The sequence below is a fragment of the Pseudomonas sp. F01002 genome (assembly GCF_004402115.1).
Taxonomy (GTDB): domain Bacteria; phylum Pseudomonadota; class Gammaproteobacteria; order Pseudomonadales; family Pseudomonadaceae; genus Aquipseudomonas; species Aquipseudomonas frigoris.
Map to the genome: position 1 here is coordinate 1 of NZ_SOPU01000004.1, position 21610 is coordinate 21610.

Genomic DNA, 21610 nt, shown 5'->3' on the forward strand with positions numbered 1-21610 from the left:
GTTCGACCGGTTGGGTCTACCTCGACTCTGCTGACCTCAACTTCTCGAACCGCCCGGTGCGGACCCGCATGCCGGGTGGTGTGGCAGGGGCACGGCCAGATGGCCGTCCCCTATGCCGATTGGCAAACGCCCCAAAGTAACCAAAGGTCTCGCCCCGAGCGTCCGGCCCCTCGCCTAGGCTCGGCGTTCCTTCGCTCCGGTATCCATCCGGGGACACTGCCCTCCGGTCTGCTGCGCGACGACCTACATGCAGCGTGTTCGACTGCGTCNAGGGGCGGGTGGATCAAGATCAAGATCAGGAGCTGCAGGCGAGCTAACGCTCGGCCTGATGAGTGGTGAGGATCCATTGTGGGAGCGAGCTTGCTCGCGATGGCGGTGTATCAGACGACATCAATGTTGAATGACAGATTGCTTTCGCGAGTAAGTCGGATCGCCGCACCGCCGCTCTTACAAGAAGATCAGCGTCATCTACGTAGAACTACGTAGACGCCATGTACGTAGTAACGCGGATTTATTTGTAGACGGCATGCGGGGATATTGGGCCAGCTCCGCACAGCGGACACAATTATAAAAATTACCGCCGCAGTCCACTGGCTGTCGGCAGGAGACACGCTATGCCCCGTCTGGCTAAACACCTCGCCTGGTTTGCCGTGGCTGTCCTGGGAGCGTTTGCGCTAAGTGTCGTGGCCCTGCGCCGCGGCGAAGCGATCAACGCCCTCTGGATCGTAGTCGCAGCAGTCGCTATCTATCTTGTCGCTTATCGCTACTACAGCCTGTTCATCGCCACCAAGGTGATGCAACTCGACCCCAATCGTGCCACGCCCGCTGTCGTTAACAATGACGGTCTGGACTACGTGCCGACCAACAAACACGTACTCTTCGGTCACCACTTCGCCGCCATCGCTGGCGCGGGGCCGCTGGTCGGTCCGGTCCTGGCGGCGCAGATGGGCTATTTGCCCGGTACGCTGTGGCTGATTGCCGGCGTGGTGCTGGCCGGTGCCGTTCAGGACTTCATGGTTCTGTTCATGTCCACCCGCCGCAACGGTCGTTCCCTGGGCGACATGGTCCGTGAAGAAATGGGCCGCATCCCCGGGACCATCGCGCTGTTTGGCTGCTTCCTGATCATGATCATCATCCTCGCGGTGCTGGCGCTGATCGTGGTCAAGGCCCTGGCTGAAAGCCCGTGGGGTATTTTCACAGTGATGGCGACCATCCCGATCGCGATGTTCATGGGCATTTACATGCGCTACATCCGCCCGGGCCGCATCGGTGAAATCTCCGTGGTCGGTGTGTTGCTGCTGCTCGGTTCGATTTGGCTGGGCGGGCAGATTGCCGCTGATCCGGTCTGGGCCAAGGCCTTTACCTTCACCGGGATCCAGATCACCTGGATGCTGATCGGTTACGGTTTCGTCGCGGCAGTATTGCCGGTGTGGCTGATTCTGGCGCCGCGGGACTACCTGTCGACCTTCCTGAAAATCGGCACCATCGTGGCCTTGGCGATCGGCATCCTGATCACCATGCCCGACCTGAAAATGCCGGCGCTGACCCAGTTCGTCGACGGTACCGGGCCGGTGTGGAAGGGCGGGTTGTTCCCGTTCCTGTTCATCACCATCGCCTGTGGCGCAGTCTCCGGTTTCCACGCGCTGATTGCTTCCGGTACCACGCCGAAGTTGTTGGCCAGCGAAGGCCATGCCCGTTACATCGGTTACGGCGGCATGCTGATGGAATCCTTCGTCGCCATCATGGCCATGGTGGCTGCTTCGGTGATCGAGCCGGGCGTGTACTTCGCCATGAACAGCCCGGCGGCGCTTGTCGGCTCTGATGCTGTTTCGGTAGCTCAGACCGTCAGCAGTTGGGGCTTTGCAATTACCCCGGAAGCGCTGCAAGCAGTGGCCAAGGACATCGGTGAAACCACCATCCTGGCCCGTGCCGGCGGTGCGCCGACGCTGGCAGTCGGTATCGCGCAGATCCTGCACCACCTTCTGCCGGGTGAAAACACCATGGCGTTCTGGTACCACTTCGCGATCCTGTTCGAGGCGCTGTTCATCCTGACCGCCGTCGACGCCGGTACCCGTGCCGGACGCTTCATGCTGCAGGACTTGCTGGGTTCCTTCGTGCCAGCGCTGAAACGCACTGAATCCTGGACCGCCAACCTGATCGCAACCGCCGGTTGTGTGGCGATGTGGGGTTATCTGTTGTACCAGGGCGTGATCGATCCGTTGGGTGGCATCAACACCTTGTGGCCGTTGTTCGGTATCTCCAACCAGATGCTGGCCGGTATCGCGCTGATGTTGGCGACCGTTGTGCTGATCAAAATGAAACGCCAGCGCTATGTCTGGGTCACCATGTTGCCCGCCGTGTGGCTGCTGATCTGTACCACCACCGCCGGCTTCATCAAGCTGTTCGATGCCAACCCGGCGATCGGTTTCCTGGCCCTGGCCAAGAAGTACAGCGATGCCCTGGCCAACGGTCAGATCCTCGCCCCGGCCAAGAGCATCGACCAGATGCAGCACGTGATCTACAACGCCTACACCAACGCAACGCTGACCGCGCTGTTCTTGCTGGTGGTCTTCAGCATCCTGTTCTTTGCACTCAAGGTCGGTATCGCCGCCTGGGGCACTAAAGAACGTACGGATAAAGAAGCGCCATTCCAGGCACTGCCGGACGCTTGATCGAGGATTGCAGCATGTTCAATGACCTGAGTCGCCTCGGTAAATACCTCGGTCAGGCCGCGCGCCTGATGGTCGGCATGCCCGACTACGACACCTACGTCGAGCACATGCAAACCAAGCACCCGGACAAGCCGGTGATGAGTTACGAGGTGTTCTTTCGGGAACGCCAGGAAGCTCGTTACGGAAGCAAGGCTGGGCCGAAGTGCTGTTGATGGTCGGTGGCAGTGATGCCACCTGAATAGCTAATGAAGAACCCGGCTGATGAGGCCGGGTTTTTTTTGAGTGAATGGCATTGGTCGATCCGTGTTGAGTCAGCTTGCGGGGATGGTTTGGAGCGTTTCGAGATCCAGCAGGGTGAAATAACCACGGTCCGGCCGCCAGCCACCCGTATCGATGTGAATCACATTGCCAAGGCTGACGGGCATATAAAGCGGCGTATGCCCTACGACCAGTGCGCGCAGGCCTTCAACGCCATGCGTTTCCTGCTGATCGATCCGCCTTCGTGACCACATGCAGTAGTGCTGCGCTTCCTGCAGACGCCTGTTGCTTTCCGGCGACTCCAGTTCCTTTCGCAGCTGCTGCCATGATGGAAATGGACAATCGGCGTGCACGATGCCGATCAGGCCGTGTGCCGTTTCGACTTCGATCGCGATAGGGAGCTTGGCGAACTGCGCCGCGAATGCTTGCTTCTCGATCAACGACAGGCCCGTGAACCATGAGCCCCCGTTGAGTATCCAGCTGTCGATGTCGCAGGTATCGAAATACACCACGTAGTCGTCATGGTTGCCTCGCACCGGGTGGAACCATGGTTTGTCCAGCCAATCGAGCGCGTCACGGCACTCGGGCCCGCGGTCAATCAGATCGCCAACACTGAATAGCCGATCTACCAAGCGGTTGAACCCGGCTGCATCCAGTGCGGCCTGCACCCCAGTGAAATGGCCATGAATATCACCGACCGCGAAATCTCGGCCGGCAACATTTGCGGCGAAGTGCTTCACGCGCGACATCTCTACAGTTTCGAACATGGGAATGCCACTCCGGCAGCTCCCCAGCGGGCTAGTCAGTTGAGTTTAGGCCAGAAAGTGGTACTCGATCGTTAGCGCGCCGACAGGTAGTCCTTTACCGCCTGCCCGACAGGCTGCCCGGATCAAGCATCGTCAGAGCGAGTAGGCCGTCGCTTGCCCGAAATGGTTGTCCTGCACTCCGGCGATAAGGTGCAGAGGCATGTGTTGCGCATCCATGGATGGAACTTCGAAACTCTCCACTATCTGGGTGGGGCGCTCACTCAGCCCGGTCGACTCTTCGACAAGAGCCTTGGCCATTCTCGCGTGGTTCGCTGCGATTTCATTGAGAGTTGACACGTTACATCTCCCGGTGACTGACCAAGCGCATCGCTGGCGTCCTAAGCGTTAATTAAAGTGCTGCCGCGTCAGAATTACGTCGTTCTGGGGCTGCTACGAGCGTCTTCTGCAAACCTTAAGCCAGGAATAGTCAAAAAAATCGCGCAGCGTTTTTGATGCGACGAATGGTGGTGCCGCCATAGCGGTTGGCTGTTAAGGGGATATTTCCTGAGCCTATAAGGCCGGGGAAAAAGGTGATTAGACGTGCCGAAGTTGTTTTGTTAAAAAAATAGTGCATGGCTGCTATTGACGCGCCAATGCATCTCCATTCGGTTAGATGGAAATCGCCCAACATTGAGCTGGGCAACGATCAATGAGTCTGATGCCGATACAGGGATAAGTAACTGCGACTTTGGCCAACTGCTCGCGCACAGAGGTATTGGGCTCATTGATCCCCTTTCTCTTCCTCAGGTTGATCCTTTCGAACGAACAACATCGCACAGCGTTCTGCTGGTTGCTCGGGTGACGCCGCGCTACAGTCACCCCTTTCAGGACAAGGAAGTATCATGTGTATTTTGAAAGTAGCGGTGACTCGACCCATTTTCCGCCAATGGCTGATCACTGCTTCTATCGGCTTTTTTGCAGTGGCGGGCGGTGCGCAGGCTCAAACCACGCCACAGGCGAACCAGGAGATAAAGGGCTTGCTGGATTTTGTGGAGCGCAGTGAGTGCAAGTTCGTGCGCAACGGCAGTGAATACCCTGGGCCCCAGGCTCGGGCACATCTCGAAAAGAAGCTGGATTATCTCGAAGGCAAGAACCTGGTGAGCAGCGCAGAAGACTTCATCGATCTCGCTGCCACTAAAAGCAGCATGAGTGGCAAAGCCTACGAAGTGCGTTGCTCAACAGGCGTCCAGCCGACGAGCACCTGGCTGAAGACAGAGCTGCAGAGACAACGCCAGCTCCATTGAGCCTACCCCCGAAACGAGAAAGCCCAGTGCAACTGCTGGGCTTTTTCGTTTCGGGGATTCGAAAGTCGTTGTCGACGCCGGAGCGGGGGTGAAACGGACTGAATTACAGAACGCTTTCCATAATAGTGATGGAAGACATGCCGAAAGACGATGATTCCACCAAACCCCAGAAACGACAAAGCCCTGACTAATCAGGGCCTTGTCGGTACAAATATGGCGGAGGCGATGGGATTCGAACTCATGGACCTGTTACAGTCGACGGTTTTCAAGACCGTTGCCTTAAACCACTCGGCCACACCTCCGTTTGCGTTGCGGGCGCCATAATACCTGAATGAAACACACTGTCAAACTCTCTGCATAGCTTGTTACAGAGCGTCTGTTATGATCTTTGCGACTGAACGTTTCAAACCAACAGGAGTGTCGCCATGCGCGAACAGGATTACGCAGTTAATAACAGCGTGCAGGCTGAGCAGCTAGAGGTTAGCCGCGTCCTGCGCAACACTTACGGCTTACTCGCTCTCACCCTCGCATTCAGCGGCGTGATGGCGTTTGTCGCTCAGCAGATGCGTGTCGGCTACCCGAACGTTTTCGTGGTGCTGATCGGCTTCTACGGCCTTTTCTTCCTCACCAACAAACTCCGTGATTCGGCCTGGGGCCTGGTGTCGGCATTTGCCCTGACCGGTTTCATGGGTTTCCTGCTTGGCCCGATCCTCAACCGTTACCTGGGCATGCAGGGCGGCGCCGAGGTGGTCAGTTCGGCCTTCGCGATGACTGCGCTGGTGTTCGGCGGTCTGTCGGCTTATGTGCTGATTACCCGCAAGGACATGAGCTTCCTGGGTGGTTTCATCACCGCTGGCTTCTTCGTGCTGCTGGGTGCGACGCTGGCGAGCCTGTTCTTCCAGATCAGTGGTCTGCAACTGGCGATCAGCGCAGGTTTCGTGCTGTTCTCCTCGGTCTGCATTCTGTTCCAGACCAGCGCCATCATTCACGGCGGCGAGCGCAACTACATCATGGCGACCATTAGCCTGTATGTATCGATCTACAACCTGTTCATCAGCTTGTTGCAGCTGTTCGGCATCATGAGCCGCGATGACTAATCGTCAGCCTTGAGGAAAAAACCCGCTTCGGCGGGTTTTTTCTTGCCTGCGATTTGAGTAATGGATCACGCCATCGGTGGCAAGCGACGCTTGACCGGGGTTTTCTTGACGATTGCAGTGTTGGTTTCGGCGTGGGTGTTTAGACGGTCGAGCAGGGTGTCCAGTTGTTCCATCGAACGCACATGCAGGCGTGCGATGAAACAGTCGTCGCCGGTGACTTTGTCGCACTCGGTAAATTCGGGAATGGCCTGAATCTGCCGTTCCACTTCCTGCAACTGGCCTGGCAGCGGACGAATACGGACGATGGCCTGGAGTTGATAGCCAAAGCATTTGGGGTCGATCTCGACGGTGTAACCCTTGAGCACGCCACGCTCTTCGAGGCGGCGCAAACGCTCGGCGACGCTGGGCGAGGACAGGCCGCTGATCTGCGCCAGAGCCTTGAGCGAGCGGCGTGAGTCTTCCATCAATGCCGTAATCAGCACTTGGTCGATATCGTCGGTCATGGCGAAACCCCTATTAGGCAATTAATTCAAACCGCCTTGATAAAAAAGGCAGAAATCGAGTTTAGCCTGCTTTTTGCGCTGGAGAAGCCCCTCGGCGGATTGGCATACTTTGGGCTCAAACACAGGAGTCTGATGATGGACAAAACAATACGTCACGGGTCATTCGAAATGACCGCCGCCATGCTGATTTCCGGGACCATCGGCTGGTTCGTGCTGGTGTCCGGGCAACCGGTGCTGGACGTAGTGTTCTGGCGTTGCGTGTTCGGCGCCGGCACGTTGTTGCTGATCTGCGCGGCATTCGGCTTCCTGCGCCCCGGCATTCTGACCCGCACCACATTTTTGCTGGCCGTGCTCAGCGGCGTGGCGATTGTCGGCAACTGGGTGCTGTTGTTTGCTTCTTACTCCCGCGCCTCGATTGCCATCGGCACCGCGGTTTACAACGTTCAGCCGTTCATGCTGGTTGGGTTGGCCGCGTTGTTCCTCAACGAGAAAATCACCCTGCAGAAACTGTTCTGGCTGGGCATCTCGTTTCTCGGGATGCTGGCGATTGTCAGCGCACATGGCGGGCAGGGCGAGAGCGCCAATGATTACCTGATAGGCATCGCTCTGGCGCTGGGGGCGGCATTCCTTTACGCGATTGCCGCGTTGATCATCAAACGCCTGACCGGTACACCGCCGCATCTGATTGCGTTAATCCAGGTCACCACCGGCGTGCTGTTACTTGCGCCATTCGCGCACTTTTCGGCGCTGCCGCAAGCGCCCAGCGCGTGGGCCAGTCTGGTCACCCTGGGCATTGTCCACACCGGCGTGATGTACGTGCTGCTCTACGGCGCCATTCAAAAACTGCCGACGGCACTGACCGGCGCACTCTCGTTCATCTATCCGATTGCGGCGATTTTCGTTGACTGGTTTGCCTTCGGCCATCGCCTGGAGCCGCTGCAATGGATCGGTGTTGCCGCGATTCTGTTGGCCGCTGCCGGCATGCAACAGGGTTGGAGCCTTAAGTTTCGTCGGACGGTGACGACGCAGTAAGCCGTCAAGAAACCTCAGATGTTCCAGCGCGGTGCTGTCTTGGCCAAGCGCTGGCGCATCTCGCCGATGTTGGCGGCTAACTGCCGGACCAATAACCGATAGCCGTCCAGCGGATTGTAAACCGGCGCGGTCAGGCTTGAATCCGACGGCAGTTCGACGGGCCGACTGAGCCGCTGGGACGCACCGGATTTCAGCGCCCGGGCCATACCAATCAGTTGCACCCGAATCAGCCGATGCTCGGCTTTCAAGGCCGATTGCAGATGGGCCATGGCATCGGGGTCACTGGCGTCAGGTCGGGTGTTGCCGAGGATTTCCAGGGTGCTGACGCACATCCGCAGATGACGCTGAATGGCATCGAGTTCGGTCATGGAGATCCGCACTTCTTTGGACACCGATGGCATCAACGAGCGCAGTTGCACCATCACCGTGTTCAGGCGGCCCACGAGTTTATGGTGTTCGTCATCGGTGACCGATTGGCCATTGATGATGCGCCCGTAAATCGTCGCGCAGTCGCGCAAGGCATCGGCCAGGTTGTAGCGCCAGGAATAAACCGCGTAGAGCGGCAGCGCGAATGAAAACGCCAGGGCCAGGGCGATGCCGATCAGGATGTCCACCCCACGCCACAACCCGTCGGTAATCGGATTGTCGCCATGCCCCGCGACGATAAACACGGTAATCGCCGAGAGCAACGCGGTGTAACCGCCCTTGCCGATGGCGTGGTACGAGAAGAACCCGCAAACCACGGCCATCGCGAAATAGGTCAGCCACGGCATCCCGAGCCAGGCCTGTTGCGCCACCAGCAGCAAGCCGACGCCGGCACCGATCAAGGTGCCGATGGCGCGCTCGGCGGCTTTTTTGCCGATGTTGCCGTGGTGCTGCAAACCGCCGATCACCACCAGCATCGTCACCGACGCCCACTCACCGTGGGGCAGATGGATGCCGGTGGTCAGCAGGATCGTTGCCAGCAACCCCAATGACACACGTACCGCATGGATCACCCTGGCGTGGCGATAGCGCCGGTACGGGTCCAGCAACGGACGCAGCAGTCGGCGCATTAGCGGTGGCAGTCGATTGGCTCTGAATGTGCTCAGGCTCGGTCTCCTCAGAAGATGTAATCGGTGGTCAGGAAACTCGAACTGCGTCCGCTGATGATCTCGCTGATGAGTTCTTTGTTGGTTTCCTGGAACTTGGTTGCCACCAGTGTCCGGATCGAAAACACCCGCAGCGCATCATGCACCGACAGCGTGCCTTCGGCGGAGTTCTTGCGGCCGTTGAACGGAAAGGTGTCCGGGCCGCGCTGGCACTGGGCGTTGAGGTTGATCCGCCCGACCTGGTTGGCGAAGGTGTCCACCAGCCGGCCGACAGCCACGGGGTTGGTGCCGAAGATACTCAACTGCTGGCCGAAGTCCGATTCCAGGACGTAATCGATCACCGTGTCCAGATGCCGGTAAGGCACGATCGGCACGACCGGGCCGAACTGTTCTTCCTGATAGACGCGCATCTGCGGCGTCACCGGGTACAGCACGGCGGGGTAGAAGAATGATGCGCGGGCTTCACCGCCGTTGGGGTTGACCACGGTGGCGCCTTTGCTCACGGCATCCGCCACCAGCGAGTGCAGGTAATCGACCTTGCTCGCTTCCGGCAACGGCGTCAGCGCCACGCCGCTGTCCCACGGCATGCCGGGTTTGAGGTTGGCGAGTTTGGCGTTGAATTTCTCGATGAACGAATCGACCACGTCTTCATGGACGAAGAGGATTTTCAGCGCGGTGCAGCGCTGGCCATTGAACGACAGCGAGCCAGTGAGTGCTTCGCTGACGGCGTTGTCCAGATCCACCTCGGGCAGCACGATGCCGGGGTTTTTCGCGTCCAGGCCCAACGCCGCGCGCAAGCGGTGCGGCTTTGGGTGCAGTTTTTTCAGGTCGCTGGCGGCTTTGTTGGTGCCGATAAACGCGAAGATGTCGATCTTGCCGCTGGCCATCAGCGCGCTGACGGTCTCGCGGCCGCTGCCGTAGATCACGTTGATCACCCCGGCCGGGAAGCTGTCGCGGAACGCTTCCAGCAACGGACGAATCAGCAGCACACCCAGCTTGGCCGGTTTGAACACCACGGTGTTGCCCATGATCAGCGCCGGGATCAGCGTGGTGAAGGTTTCGTTCAACGGGTAGTTGTAAGGTCCCATGCACAACGCCACACCCAGCGGTACGCGGCGGATCTGGCCGAGGGTGTCCTGTTCCAGTTCGAAGCGGCTGGAGCGGCGGTCGAGCTCCTTCAGCGCGTTGATGGTGTCGACGATGTAGTCGCAGGTGCGGTCGAACTCTTTCTCCGAGTCCTTGAGGTTCTTGCCGATTTCCCACATCAGCAACTTGACCACGGCTTCGCGCTGTTCACGCATGCGTCCGAGGAAGGCTTCGACGTGCTGGATGCGTTCGGCCACGCGCATCGTCGGCCACAGGCCCTGGCCCCGGTCATAGGCGCGGACGGCGGCGTCGAGGGCGGTCAATGCGGTGTCGGCATCGAGCAGCGGCGTGCTGCCGAGGATCACTTGTTCGTCACCATTTTCACCCGTCAGGTACACCGGGCTGCGGACCTGGGCGAGGGGCCCGGACCAGGTTTTCAGCTCGCCGTCGACCAGGTATTCACGCTGCTCGGTCTGGCCGTCGAGGCGGTATTTTTCCGGGATGTCGGTGGCGTCGGGAAACAGGTTGCCAAGAATGTGTACTGTGGTCATGTCGCTACCCCGTCTGGATTGGGTGATGCGGATAAGGTCTGTTATCGCTACGCACTGCCATCAGGTCAAGGCCTGATCACAACGCGGGTGTCGAAAGTGGTGGCGAGAGGCTGCCTATTACAGACTGCGCGCTCGATCAGCATAGCTGAATCGTTTTACCAGATGGCAACACGGATTGTCATGACCTACAGCACACGCAGTCTTGATCGGTTGAAAGAGGGATGAAAGTGGTGGTTTTTGACCTGAAAACACACAACGGCCGATGCCGCGGTTAAACTTCGCGCTCTTTCTAAAGGAGTTCATATGAGTTACTACCAGCCGGGCATTCTCGCCACCCCAGTTCCGCCTCAAGCCCGTCATATGTTCTTCGCACTCGAATCCGCCGCTGCATTGCCGGCCGCGCTGGAGAATCTTAAGGGGTTGGTGGACGGGAAGTCGGCAGTGGTCGGGTTCGGTGAATCCCTGGTCAAGGCCCTCAAGGGGCAAATCGAAGGCCTGCGCGCCTTTCCAGCGTTGACCGGTGTCGGCGTCGATAACCCGTCGACCCAGCACGCGCTCTGGTGCTGGTTGCACGGTGTCGACCGTGGCGAATTGCTCAATCGCAGCAACGCCATCGAAGCCGCGCTGGCCCCGGCCCTGCGCCTGGTGCAGATGAACGAAACCTTCCGCCACCTCACCGGCCACGACCTGACCGGTTATGAAGACGGCACCGAAAACCCTCACGACGAAGCCGCCGTCGCCGCCGCGCTGGTGAGTGACGGCACTGACGGAATGGTCGGCGGCAGTTTCGCCGCGATCCAGCAGTGGCAGCACGACCTGAAAGGTTTCCACGCGAGGCCGTCCCATGAGAAGGACAACATCATGGGCCGTCGTTTGAGCGACAACGAAGAGCTAGACGACGCGCCGATCTCCGCTCACGTCAAACGCACCGCCCAGGAAAGCTTTGCCCCCGAGGCATTCGTGGTGCGCCGTTCCATGCCCTGGATCGAAGGCGACCGCGCCGGCCTGATGTTCCTGGCCTTCGGTTTCTCCCTCGACGCCTTCGAAGCCCAACTACGCCGCATGAGCGGTCTGGAAGACGGCATCACCGATGGTTTGTACCGCATCAGCCGGCCGATCACCGGCGGCTACTACTGGTGCCCGCCGCTCAAGGACGGTCATCTGGACCTGCGCGCACTGCGCATCAGCTAAACATCAGGGAGTGAGTATGAACGTGGTGCGTTGGGGCATGATCGGGTGTGGCAGCGTCGCTGAACGCAAGAGCGGGCCGGCCTTCTACAAGGCGCCCGGCTCGGCGCTGGTGGCGGTAATGGGCCGGCGTCTGGAGGCAGTGACGGATTACGCCGCGCGCCACGGCATCGCTCGGGTCTACACCGATGTGGACGCGTTGATCAATGATCCCGAGGTCGACGCGGTATACATCGCCACGCCGCCTGACAGTCATCACGCTTACGCCTTGAGGGTGGCCGCCGCCGGCAAACATTGCTGCGTCGAAAAACCGATGTCGTTGAATGCCGGACAAAGCCGTGAGATGCAAAAGGTCTTTGTCGATGCCGGGCTGCACCTGTTTGTTTCCTATTACCGGCGTTCACTTCCACGCTTCCAGCAAGTGCGGCAATGGCTGGAGGAAGGGCGGATCGGCGAGGTCCGGCACTTGACCTGGACCTTGACCAAAGCGCCATCTCCGACCGATCTTGGCGGCACTGATAACTGGCGCACCGACCCGGTAATTGCCGGCGGTGGTTATTTCGCCGACCTGGCCAGTCATGGCTTCGACCTGTTCCAGTACCTGCTCGGTGACATCGTCGAAGTCGCCGGGTTTACCGCGCACCAGGCCGGTTTGTATACCGCCGAGGATGCCGTCAGCGCCAGTTGGCGGTTTGCTTCGGGCGCCCTGGGTATGGGCTGCTGGAATTTCGTTGCGGACCGACGTGAAGATCGGGTCGAGCTGATCGGCAGCAAAGGCCGGATCACCTTTTCGGTATTCGATGAACATCCGGTTCAGCTTGAAGCCGATGAAACTCTCAGCCTGCACATCGAAAATCACCACCACATTCAATGGCATCACGTACAGGGTATGAACGCCCATATCCGTGGAGAAGCGCAGCATCCAGCCGTGGCCGAACAGGCATTGAAAACCGATTGGGTGATGGACCAGATCCTCAAACGCCGCTAACGCTCACTGAACGCCCCGCCGATGTAGCAGCTGCCGAGCATCGTGAGGCTGCGTTCGGCGGCGAAGCCGTCGTAAACCCTGAATGCGAGGTTGTACTGACATACCGAGTTGCCTGATTTCACGACGGCTTCGCCGCCGAACGCAGCGTCACGCTGCTCGGCAGCTGCTACAAGTCCGCGGTCGTTCGGCGAATCTAACCTTATGCTCAAACAGTATTTCTCAAGCCCGCCATTAGAACTTTAAGATCACGTCATAACTCGTTATAACAAGTGATCTTCCATGACCGATAACGTTCTCTCCCTCAGTAGCGTTCCGCTGCACACCCAACTGCGGGATGTGCTTCGCGCCCGCATCCTTGACGGCCAATACCCACAAGACAGCCAGATGCCTTCCGAAAGCGAACTCGGCGCGCTGTTCAAAGTCAGCCGCATCACCGTGCGCCAGGCCTTGGGGGATCTGCAGAAAGAAGGGCTGATCTTCAAGATCCACGGCAAGGGCACCTTCGTCGCCAAGCCGAAAACCTTCCAGAACGTCAGCACCCTGCAAGGCCTCGCCGAGTCCATGACCGGTCGCGGCTACGAGGTGATCAACCGCCTGCGCAGTTTCAAATTCATTCCCGCCGACAAACTCGTTGCCGAGCGCTTGCACGTCGCCGAAGGCGAGACGGTGGCGCAGATCAAACGCGTGCGGCTGATCAACCGCGAGCCGATTTCCCTGGAGATCACCTACCTGCCCAAGGCCATCGGCGAGCGCCTGGAGAAGGCCGATCTGGTCACTCGCGACATTTTCCTGATCCTGGAAAACGACTGCGGCCTGGCGCTCGGTCACGCGGATCTGGCCATCGACGCAGTGCTGGCCAACAGCGACCTGACCCAGGCGCTGAACGTCGAGCCCGGCTCGCCGATCATGCGCATCGAGCGTTTGACCCACGACGCCAGCGGCCAGCCCGTGGACTTCGAACACCTTTACTATCGCGGCGATGCCTTCCAGTACCGCCTGCGGATCGACCGGCAAAAAGGGGCGCAGGCATGACTCACGGCTCAATGACTAGAAAGACGCTCGAACAGGAATACGACATCGTCGTGATCGGCGGCGGCACCGCAGGACCGATGGCGGCAATCAAGGCCAAGGAACGCAACCGCGATTTGCGCGTGTTGCTGATCGACAAGGCCAACGTCAAACGCAGCGGTGCGATCAGCATGGGCATGGACGGCCTGAACAACGCGATCATTCCCGGCCATTCGACGCCGGAGCAATACACCAAGGAAATCACCATCGCAAACGACGGCATCGTCAATCAGGCGGCGGTCTATGCCTACGCGACCCACAGCTTCGAAACCATCGAGCAACTGGACCGCTGGGGTGTGAAGTTCGAGAAGGACGAAACCGGCGACTACGCGGTGAAAAAGGTCCACCACATGGGCGCCTACGTGCTGCCAATGCCGGAAGGGCATGACATCAAAAAAGTCCTGTACCGCCAGTTGAAGCGGGCGCGGGTGAGCATCACCAATCGGCTGGTCTGCACGCGATTGCTGACGGACGAAGAGGGCGCGGTCAACGGCGTGATGGGGTTCGACTGCCGCACCGCCGACTTCCATGTAATCAAGGCCAAAGCCGTGATCCTCTGCTGCGGCGCCGCCGGGCGTCTCGGTTTACCGTCCTCGGGCTACCTGATGGGCACCTACGAAAACCCCACCAACGCTGGCGACGGTTACGCCATGGCCTATCACGCCGGGGCAGAACTGGCGAACCTCGAATGCTTCCAGATCAACCCGTTGATCAAGGATTACAACGGCCCGGCCTGCGCCTACGTCACCGGTCCGTTGGGCGGCTACACCGCGAACAACAAGGGCGAACGCTTCATCGAGTGCGATTACTGGAGCGGCCAGATGATGTGGGAGTTCCACCAGGAGCTCGAAAGCGGCAACGGCCCGGTGTTCCTCAAACTCGATCACCTGGCCGAGGAAACCATCCAGAACATCGAAGAGATCCTGCACAGCAACGAACGCCCGAGTCGCGGCCAGTTTCATGCCAATCGCGGCACCGACTACCGCACGCAAATGGTCGAGATGCACATCTCGGAAATCGGTTTTTGCAGCGGTCACTCGGCTTCCGGCGTGTGGGTCAACGAGAAGGCCGAAACCTCGGTCAAGGGTTTGTACTCGGCGGGTGACATGGCCGCGGTGCCGCACAACTACATGCTCGGCGCGTTCACCTACGGCTGGTTTGCCGGCACCAACGCGGCGGATTTTGTCGCCGGTCGCGAATTTTCAGCGGTCGATGCCCAGCAGATCGAAACAGAAAAGGCCCGGGTCTACGCACCGCTGGACCGCGAACACGGTCTGCCGCCAGCGCAAGTGGAGTACAAGCTGCGACGTTTTGTGAACGACTACCTGCAACCGCCGAAAGTGACCAAAAAAATGCAGATCGGCCTGCAACGCTTCAGCGATATCCAGCGCGATCTCGATCAGATCAAGGCCCACAACGCCCACGAACTGATGCGCGCTATGGAAGTCAGCATGATTCGCGACTGCGCCGAAATGGCCGCCCGCGCTTCGTTGTTTCGCGCCGAAAGCCGCTGGGGGCTTTACCACTATCGGGTCGACCACCCGCAACGCAACGACAGCGACTGGTTCTGCCATTGCCACCTGAAGAAAGATGAAAACGGACTGATGACCAGTTTCAAGAAAGCCGTCGAGCCTTACATCATCCCGCTGGATGCCGATGAAATGCAGGCCTACGACCGGCTGCGAGTCGGTGCCTTTGCTGCCTGAGCATCACCAAAAGAGAGACCACAAAATGGCCTATCAACCCCAGGAAATCTTCTTCCGCTCCAACGCGCCCGTCACGGTCGATGAGGACCTTTGCATCGCCCACAAAGGTTGCACCGTGTGCGTCGACGTGTGCCCGATGGACCTGCTGGCGATCAACCCGGCCACGCAAAAGGCCTACATGGCGTTTGACGAATGCTGGTATTGCATGCCGTGCGAAAAGGACTGCCCGACGGGCGCAGTGAAAGTCGAAATCCCTTATCTCCTGCGTTGACTGACAGGACGCCATCGCGGGCAAGCCCGGCTCCCACAGGTTTCTTTGGTGTCTGCAAAATTTTGGATTCAGCACAAATCACTGTGGGAGCGGGCTTGCCCGCGAAGAGGCCAGTCCAGACAACCACAAAGCCATCCGGTAACCCCCGGACGCTTGCTTCAAAACACCCCTCGTTTCCCACCGCGCCCTGATCGTGGCGGAGACGAACATCCTATAAATGATTCGAGGGGATTTACCTATGTCTTTGCCAATATTGCTGCGTGCAGCATTTGCCGGTCTGGTACTGGCCTCATTCACCATGTCGGCGTCGGCCGAAACCATCCGCATTGCCATCGGCACCCAGGACACCACCATCAACTGCGCCGCCGGCGGCCTGTTGATTCGCGAGCTGGGCCTGCTGGACAAATACCTGCCCCACGACGGCCCCTACAAAGACGCCAAGTACGAGGTGGAGTGGAAGAACTTCACCAGCGGCGCGCCCCTGACCAACGAGATGGTCGCCGGCAAACTCGACTTCGGCGCCATGGCCGATTTCCCCGGTTCGTTCAACGGTGTGGCGTTCGAAACGGCGGGCAAGCACAGCCTGTTTATCAGCGTGCTGTCGGGTAGCATCAAGGGCAGTGGCAACGGCATCGTGGTGCCGAGCGCCTCGAGTGTGCAGTCGCTGGCCGAACTCAAGGGCAAGACCATTTCCGTGCCGTTCGCCTCGACGGCGCACGGCATGTTGCTGCGGGCCGTGGCTGCCCAAGGCTGGGACCCGCTGAAAGAGGTGAACATCATCGCCCAGCCGCCGGAAGTCGCCGGCTCGGCCTTGCAGGCCGGGAAGATCGACGCCCACGCCGACTTCGTGCCGTTCGCCGAACTGTTCCCCAGCCGTGGTTTCGCTCGCAAGATCTATGACGGCGCCCAGGCCAATGCGCCGACTTTTCACGGTGCGTTAGTGGATCAGGCCTACGCGAAAAAGTACCCGGAAATTGTGGTGGCTTACCTGCGTGCAAGCATTGAAGCCAACCAGTTGCTCGCGGCTGAGCCGGAGAAATACAGCGAGTTGATCGCCAAGGTCACCGGCGTCGATGCCGAGGTCAATTACCTGTTCCACGGTCCGCTGGGCGTGCAAACCCGCGACCTGAGCTGGAAGCCGGAATACCGTCAGGCCGTCGGGACGGCCATCGATACCCTCAAGCTGTTGAAGAAGGCTGATCGCGGGTTGGACCTCAATACCTTCATCGACGACCAATACATCCGCGCTGCATTCAAGGCCTCGAATCTGGATTACACCGCGCAACTGGCCAACTACGGACAGACGCCGCTCAAGGCGGTGGATGCGTCGAGTGGCAAAGCGATTACCGACTTCAGCCATGTGGCAGAGATCTGGGTGCGTGGCGAGCCGAAGGTTCGGCAGTACGCCTCGGCAGAGTCGGCGTTCACCGCGTTGGCCAGTCTGAAGCAGGAAGGCAAAAACATCCGCGCGGTGTATGCCCAGGCGAGTGACAGCGGGATCAAGTTGCTGGCGGATCAGGCGTGGTTTGCCAGTGATGCGAAAGGGCGCCTCAGCGCGTTTCTGCTCAAAGGCCAGGCCCAACAATTCGCCACGGCACAGGGCGGAAAAGTCTTCGACTTCACCGACGCTACCACCCAGGCCGTCGCCGTCCGCTAACCCCCGGAACACCGCAATCCCCTGTGGGAGCGGGCTTGCTCGCGAATGCGATTTTTCATTCAACATTGATGTCGACTGATCCATCGCATTCGCGAGCAAGCCCGCTCCCACAGGATCTCGGTTGAGAGGAAGTATTGTGTACAGATCCTATTTACGCTGGATCCCCCGAGCCGCTTCACTGCTGCTCTGCCTTGTATTCTGGCAACTCGCCGCCAGCCACCACTGGAACCTCGGCCTGGTCACCTTCGCCAATGTCCCGACGCCACTGGCGGTCATCGAAGCCGCCCTCGGCCTCGGCGACTCCGGCAAGCTCGCGCAACACCTCGGTAGCAGCCTCAGCCGGGTCTTCGCCGGTTACCTCGTGGCACTGATCATCGGCATCGCGTTGGGCCTGGCCATCGGTCGCTCTAAATGGGCCGAAGACCTGCTGCTACCACCGCTGGAAGTCCTGCGCCCGATCCCCGCCGTGGCCTGGATTCCACTGGCGATCCTGATGTTCCCCTCGTCAGAGCTGTCGATGGTCTTCATCACCTTCACCGGCGCACTGTTCCCGATTTTGCTCAATACCGTGCATGGCGTCGAAGGCGTCGACCCACGGCTGATCGCCTCGGCGAAAAGCCTCGGGGCAGGGCGCCGGGCGATTCTGCTGGAGGTGATCCTGCCAGGCGCTGCGCCGAGCATCATCACCGGCCTGGCGATCGGCATGGGCACCTCATGGTTCTGCCTGGTGACCGCCGAAATGATCTCCGGCCAGTACGGCATCGGCTATTACACCTGGGAGTCCTACACCCTCCAGAACTACGCCGACATCGTGGTCGGCATGTTGCTGATCGGCGTACTGGGGATGGGCAGCAGCCTGCTGATCAAACATCTGGGCGGGCTGTTCACGCCCTGGCACCGACCACGAGGAAAAGCCTGATGAGCGTGATGCAAACCCCTGAAGGACGGATCGACATCCGCCAACTGTCCATCGTCCTCGGCGAGGACAAGCAAGCCTTCGAAGCCGTGCAAGGTCTGGATTGCCAGATCGAGCCGGGGCAATTCGTGTGCATTCTCGGGCCGTCCGGTTGCGGCAAATCGACCCTGCTCGGTGCGCTGGCCGGTCATCTGCAACCGCGAACCGGCACCCTGAAAGTCGACGGTGCGCAGGTCCTGGGCCCATCGCCGCAGCGGGGCATGGTGTTCCAGCACCACACGCTGTTCCCTTGGCGCACCGTGCGCGACAACGTTGCTTTCGGCCTGAAAATGCGCGGCATCGGCAAAACCGAACGGCACCAGGCTGCCGACGAAATCCTTGCCCTGGTGGGCCTCGAAGGGTTTGCCGAGCGCTGGCCTGACCAACTCTCCGGTGGCATGCAGCAACGGGTCGAAATCGCCCGGGTGCTGATCAACCGCCCGCGCCTGTTGCTGATGGACGAACCCTTCGGCGCCCTCGATGCGTTGACCCGATTGAACATGCAGGAGCTGCTGCTGGACATCTGGACGCGAATTCGCACCACCGTGGTGTTCGTCACCCATGACATCGATGAAGCGCTGTTCCTCGCCGATCGGCTGCTGGTCATGAGTTCGCGCCCGGGCCGGATCATCGAAGACCTGCGTCTCGATTTCCCACGGCCACGCACCACCGAACTGGTCACCAGTCACGAATTTTCCCGCTTGAAGCGTCATTGCCTCGAGTTGCTGCGTCACGAAGACGGTCGGCAGTTACCGCGCCTGAACCCTCTCGGACTTCCCCTTGAAAACAAACTGCCGCGATTTGCCCTATGACCTCTCTATTTGATGTAACCGATAACGACGACATTCTCGCCCTGCAACCGCGCCTGAAGGATGAAGATCCCGGCGTGCGCAGAATTGCCCTGATCGAACTGGCCGACCTTGAAGAGCCGGACGGTTTGCTTTGGCTGGTCAATCGCCTGGCGCAAGACCCGACCGAAGAAGTCCGCGCCGAAGCCGCACGCTTGCTTGAAGCCTGGGAGGACACACCTGTGGTCGAAGCGCTGTGCCAGGCCCTGACCGATCCTTCCCAAGCTGTGCAAGCGGCCGCCGCGCAAAGCCTTAGCCTGCTCAAGACCGAGGCGGCGGGCAGGGTGATTCTGCCGTGGACCGGGCATGCCGACATCAACGTGCGCATCGCCGCTTTCAGAGCCTTGCGTGAATTGCGCTTCCCCGATGCTGCCGCGGCTGCTTTAGGGGCATTGAGCGATGAAGACGCCAGTGTTCGCCGCGAAGCCGTTGGTGTACTCGGCTGGCTCAAGCAACTCGATGCCTTGCCGGCCCTTGCCCGATTGGCCAGTGACGACCCGGACACCGAAGTCCGCCGCGCTGCCACCGGTGCCCTTGGCCTGGCCTCCGACGCCCACGTGCTGCCGGCGCTGCGCCAGGCCTTGCAGGACGCCGCCTGGCAAGTGCGCGAAGAAGCCGCCACCACGCTGGGCAAGGTCGGTCACGTCGACGCCGGCCCGGCCTTGGTCGAAGCCTTGAGCGACGCGTATTGGCAAGTCCGCCTGCGCGCCACCCGCAGCCTCGGTCGTTTGCGTTACGTCCCGGCCCTTGAAGCGTTGATCGAAACCCTCGGCCACCGCATCAGCAACCTGCGCAAGGAAGCCGCCCTGGCGCTCGGAGAGTTGAACGACCGAGGCGCCATCGCACCCTTGCAGGCCGCCCAGGATGACGGCGACCCGGAAGTGCGCAAAGCCGTGCGCATCGCCTTGAGTCAGCTGCAATGAACCCGGTGGCGATTGGCAATTCCCAAGGTAAACAGCAGCTGCGGTTGAACTGGCCGGATGGTCGCGAGCAGTTGTTGGGCCACGTTGAGTTGCGCCGCCAATGCCCGTGCTCGCAATGCCGGGCGTTTCGGTTGCAAGGGCTGACGGTGAAAGTCGATGAGCGCATCCGCGTGATTGAACTCAACCAACAGGGCTACGGCCTGCAACTGATCTTCAGCGACGGTCACGAACGCGGCATCTTCCCTTGGCCCTACCTCTCTGGCCTGACCTGAAACCAAGGAGCTGACGAGTGAAACGAGGCTGCGATCTTTTGATGTTGTTTTTAAAGGGCAAGATCAAAAGATCGCAGCCTCGTTTCACTCGACAGCTCCTACACAGCTCCTACCAGCTCCTACAAGTCCTTGCCAGAAAAAAGCCAAAAGAGTACAAATGTACTCAATGACGACTTTAACTCCCCGCCGTACCGCCATCCTGACCTTTATCCGCGATCGAATCGCCGAGCATGGCCAGTCCCCGAGCCTCGCTGAAATCAGCGAGGCGTTCGGTTTCGCCTCCCGCAGCGTGGCGCGCAAGCATGTGCTGGCGCTGACCGAGGCCGGTTTTATCGAGGTCAATGCGCATCAGGCCCGGGGCATTCGTTTGCTCGGGCAACCGGCGCGGCCCGAGTTGCTGGACATTCCGGTACTCGGCCGGGTGGCGGCGGGTGCGCCGATCGGTGCCGATGCCGAGGTTCACAGCCGCTTGCTGCTCGACCCGTCGATCTTCTCGCGGGTGCCCGATTACATGCTGCGGGTCCAGGGCGACTCGATGATCGAGGACGGCATTCTCGACGGCGATCTGGTGGGCGTGCACCGCAATCCCGAGGCGGTCAACGGCCAGATCGTCGTCGCACGGCTCGACGGCGAAGTCACCATCAAACGTTTCGAACGGGTCGGCGAGGTTGTCCGATTGCTGCCACGCAATCCGGCCTACAAGCCGATCATCGTCGACGCCAATCAGGACCTGGCGATCGAAGGGGTGTTCTGCGGTCTGGTGAGGCAAGGGTGATGGGCGCCGTCGTTGCGCTGGATACGCTGCTCAATGGCGGCCAGGTCTGGAAGGGCCGGCCTGCGCCACCGGCCGTCAGCCCACAACCCACCGGGCATGCCGCGCTGGATGCGGCGTTGCCTACGGGCGGTTGGCCGGAAGCGGCACTGACCGAAATCCTTTTGGCCGGGCAGGGTGTTGGTGAGCTGCAACTGGTGTGGCCGGCGCTGGCGCGGTTGTCCGCCGCGGGCGAGCGCATCGTGCTGGTGGCGCCGCCTTACGTGCCATACCCCCAGGCCTGGCAGAACGCCGGGGTCGATCTGCGCCAGTTGTCGATCATCCAGGCCAGCGAGCGCGATGCCTTGTGGGCGGCGGAACAATGCCTGCGTTCGGGCAGTTGCGGCGCCGTGCTGTGCTGGCCGCACAAGGCCGATGACCGGGCGCTGCGGCGCTTGCAGGTGGCGGCGGAAACCGGCTCGACCCTGGCGTTTGCCTACCGCTCGATCAATGAGGCAGTCAACCCTTCGCCAGCGGCGCTGCGCATCGCCATCGATGCCAGGCCTGCGCAATTGCGCGTACTCAAGTGCCGGGGCGGGTTGGCGCGTTCGGCGCCGATTGCCTTCCCCGTGGGGCATTGAGG

Annotated in this window: 23 protein-coding genes and 1 tRNA gene; 17 read left to right on the plus strand and 7 right to left on the minus strand. The window is 60.2% G+C overall.

The features are described from left to right. The first annotated feature begins 614 nt into the window (after positions 1-614). Both E3W21_RS02985 and E3W21_RS02990 read left to right on the plus strand, forming a co-directional pair. Positions 615-2672: a carbon starvation CstA family protein gene (locus E3W21_RS02985; protein WP_134418055.1), complete on the plus strand. Its 2058-nt coding sequence runs from the start codon at positions 615-617 to the stop codon at positions 2670-2672. Positions 2673-2686: 14 nt separating this feature from the next. Next, positions 2687-2884, plus strand: a complete 198-nt coding sequence (locus E3W21_RS02990; RefSeq protein WP_007900300.1) for a YbdD/YjiX family protein — start codon at positions 2687-2689, stop codon at positions 2882-2884. 99 nt (positions 2885-2983) lie between these two features. Here E3W21_RS02990 and E3W21_RS02995 read toward each other — a convergent pair whose 3' ends face one another. Next, positions 2984-3697 carry a metallophosphoesterase gene (locus E3W21_RS02995; protein WP_129443552.1) on the minus strand — a complete coding sequence of 238 codons (714 nt, stop codon included), beginning with the start codon at positions 3695-3697 and terminating at the stop codon, positions 2984-2986. 132 nt (positions 3698-3829) lie between these two features. Further along, complete coding sequence (locus E3W21_RS03000) at positions 3830-4033, minus strand: hypothetical protein (protein WP_134418062.1); 204 nt, start codon at positions 4031-4033, stop codon at positions 3830-3832. A gap of 545 nt (positions 4034-4578) precedes the next feature. Here E3W21_RS03000 and E3W21_RS03005 point away from each other — a divergent pair. After that, positions 4579-4980: a DUF5329 domain-containing protein gene (locus E3W21_RS03005; RefSeq protein ID WP_129443556.1), complete on the plus strand. Its 402-nt coding sequence runs from the start codon at positions 4579-4581 to the stop codon at positions 4978-4980. 214 nt (positions 4981-5194) lie between these two features. Here E3W21_RS03005 and E3W21_RS03010 read toward each other — a convergent pair. Further along, positions 5195-5282: transfer RNA gene (locus E3W21_RS03010), tRNA-Ser, on the minus strand. Positions 5283-5405: 123 nt separating this feature from the next. Here E3W21_RS03010 and E3W21_RS03015 point away from each other — a divergent pair. Beyond that, positions 5406-6077 (plus strand): Bax inhibitor-1/YccA family protein, encoded by a 672-nt coding sequence (locus E3W21_RS03015; protein WP_008155030.1) that lies wholly within the window; start codon positions 5406-5408, stop codon positions 6075-6077. A 65-nt stretch (positions 6078-6142) separates the two neighbouring features. Here the strand turns inward: E3W21_RS03015 and E3W21_RS03020 are convergent, their stop codons facing one another. Beyond that, on the minus strand, positions 6143-6580 hold the full coding sequence (locus E3W21_RS03020) for an Lrp/AsnC family transcriptional regulator (protein WP_008155029.1): 438 nt from the start codon (positions 6578-6580) through the stop codon (positions 6143-6145). Between the two features lie 135 nt (positions 6581-6715). Here E3W21_RS03020 and E3W21_RS03025 point away from each other — a divergent pair, with 135 nt between their 5' ends. Continuing rightward, positions 6716-7612 carry a DMT family transporter gene (locus E3W21_RS03025; protein WP_134418070.1) on the plus strand — a complete coding sequence of 299 codons (897 nt, stop codon included), beginning with the start codon at positions 6716-6718 and terminating at the stop codon, positions 7610-7612. Between the two features lie 14 nt (positions 7613-7626). Here E3W21_RS03025 and E3W21_RS03030 read toward each other — a convergent pair whose 3' ends face one another. Then, complete coding sequence (locus E3W21_RS03030) at positions 7627-8667, minus strand: FUSC family protein (protein WP_178084125.1); 1041 nt, start codon at positions 8665-8667, stop codon at positions 7627-7629. 47 nt (positions 8668-8714) lie between these two features. After that, positions 8715-10340: an NADP-dependent glyceraldehyde-3-phosphate dehydrogenase gene (locus E3W21_RS03035; protein ID WP_134418077.1), complete on the minus strand. Its 1626-nt coding sequence runs from the start codon at positions 10338-10340 to the stop codon at positions 8715-8717. 303 nt (positions 10341-10643) lie between these two features. On the opposite strand from E3W21_RS03035, the gene E3W21_RS03040 reads away from it, so the two are divergent. Beyond that, positions 10644-11531, plus strand: a complete 888-nt coding sequence (locus E3W21_RS03040; RefSeq protein ID WP_134418084.1) for a Dyp-type peroxidase — start codon at positions 10644-10646, stop codon at positions 11529-11531. Positions 11532-11547: 16 nt separating this feature from the next. Next, entirely contained in the window at positions 11548-12516 is a 969-nt protein-coding gene (locus E3W21_RS03045) for a Gfo/Idh/MocA family protein (protein WP_134418092.1), read from the plus strand. Here E3W21_RS03045 and E3W21_RS03050 read toward each other — a convergent pair. Next, positions 12513-12725, minus strand: coding sequence for a hypothetical protein (locus E3W21_RS03050; protein WP_256657592.1), 213 nt, complete (start codon positions 12723-12725; stop codon positions 12513-12515). The two genes, E3W21_RS03045 and E3W21_RS03050, sit on opposite strands and share 4 nt — an antisense overlap. Positions 12726-12795: 70 nt before the next feature. On the opposite strand from E3W21_RS03050, the gene E3W21_RS03055 reads away from it, so the two are divergent. The 10 genes from E3W21_RS03055 (at position 12796) to imuA (ending at position 21608) form a co-directional block, all read left to right on the plus strand. Further along, the gene (locus E3W21_RS03055) at positions 12796-13548 is read left to right on the plus strand and encodes a GntR family transcriptional regulator (protein WP_134418099.1); all 753 of its coding nucleotides are present in this window, start codon (positions 12796-12798) and stop codon (positions 13546-13548) included. A gap of 11 nt (positions 13549-13559) precedes the next feature. Next, positions 13560-15290: a fumarate reductase/succinate dehydrogenase flavoprotein subunit gene (locus E3W21_RS03060; RefSeq protein ID WP_134418106.1), complete on the plus strand. Its 1731-nt coding sequence runs from the start codon at positions 13560-13562 to the stop codon at positions 15288-15290. A 25-nt stretch (positions 15291-15315) separates the two neighbouring features. After that, complete coding sequence (locus tag E3W21_RS03065) at positions 15316-15561, plus strand: ferredoxin family protein (protein ID WP_007946457.1); 246 nt, start codon at positions 15316-15318, stop codon at positions 15559-15561. A gap of 250 nt (positions 15562-15811) precedes the next feature. Next, entirely contained in the window at positions 15812-17218 is a 1407-nt protein-coding gene (locus E3W21_RS03070) for an ABC transporter substrate-binding protein (RefSeq protein WP_166793806.1), read from the plus strand. A 136-nt stretch (positions 17219-17354) separates the two neighbouring features. Next, the gene (locus E3W21_RS03080; protein ID WP_134418113.1) at positions 17355-18137 is read left to right on the plus strand and encodes an ABC transporter permease; all 783 of its coding nucleotides are present in this window, start codon (positions 17355-17357) and stop codon (positions 18135-18137) included. Then, a complete protein-coding gene (locus E3W21_RS03085; protein WP_129443571.1) occupies positions 18137-18985 on the plus strand; it encodes an ABC transporter ATP-binding protein in 849 nt (282 codons plus the stop codon). The genes E3W21_RS03080 and E3W21_RS03085 overlap by 1 nt, the downstream gene beginning before the upstream one ends. Further along, positions 18982-19944: a HEAT repeat domain-containing protein gene (locus E3W21_RS03090; RefSeq protein WP_134418120.1), complete on the plus strand. Its 963-nt coding sequence runs from the start codon at positions 18982-18984 to the stop codon at positions 19942-19944. The genes E3W21_RS03085 and E3W21_RS03090 overlap by 4 nt, the downstream gene beginning before the upstream one ends. Beyond that, entirely contained in the window at positions 19941-20216 is a 276-nt protein-coding gene (locus E3W21_RS03095; protein ID WP_134418126.1) for a DUF971 domain-containing protein, read from the plus strand. The genes E3W21_RS03090 and E3W21_RS03095 overlap by 4 nt, the downstream gene beginning before the upstream one ends. Before the next feature lie 157 nt (positions 20217-20373). Continuing rightward, on the plus strand, positions 20374-20991 hold the full coding sequence (lexA, locus tag E3W21_RS03100; RefSeq protein ID WP_129443577.1) for a transcriptional repressor LexA: 618 nt from the start codon (positions 20374-20376) through the stop codon (positions 20989-20991). Beyond that, entirely contained in the window at positions 20991-21608 is a 618-nt protein-coding gene (imuA, locus tag E3W21_RS03105; protein ID WP_134418133.1) for a translesion DNA synthesis-associated protein ImuA, read from the plus strand. Before lexA ends, imuA begins: the two co-directional genes overlap by 1 nt. The last annotated feature ends 2 nt before the right edge of the window (positions 21609-21610 follow it).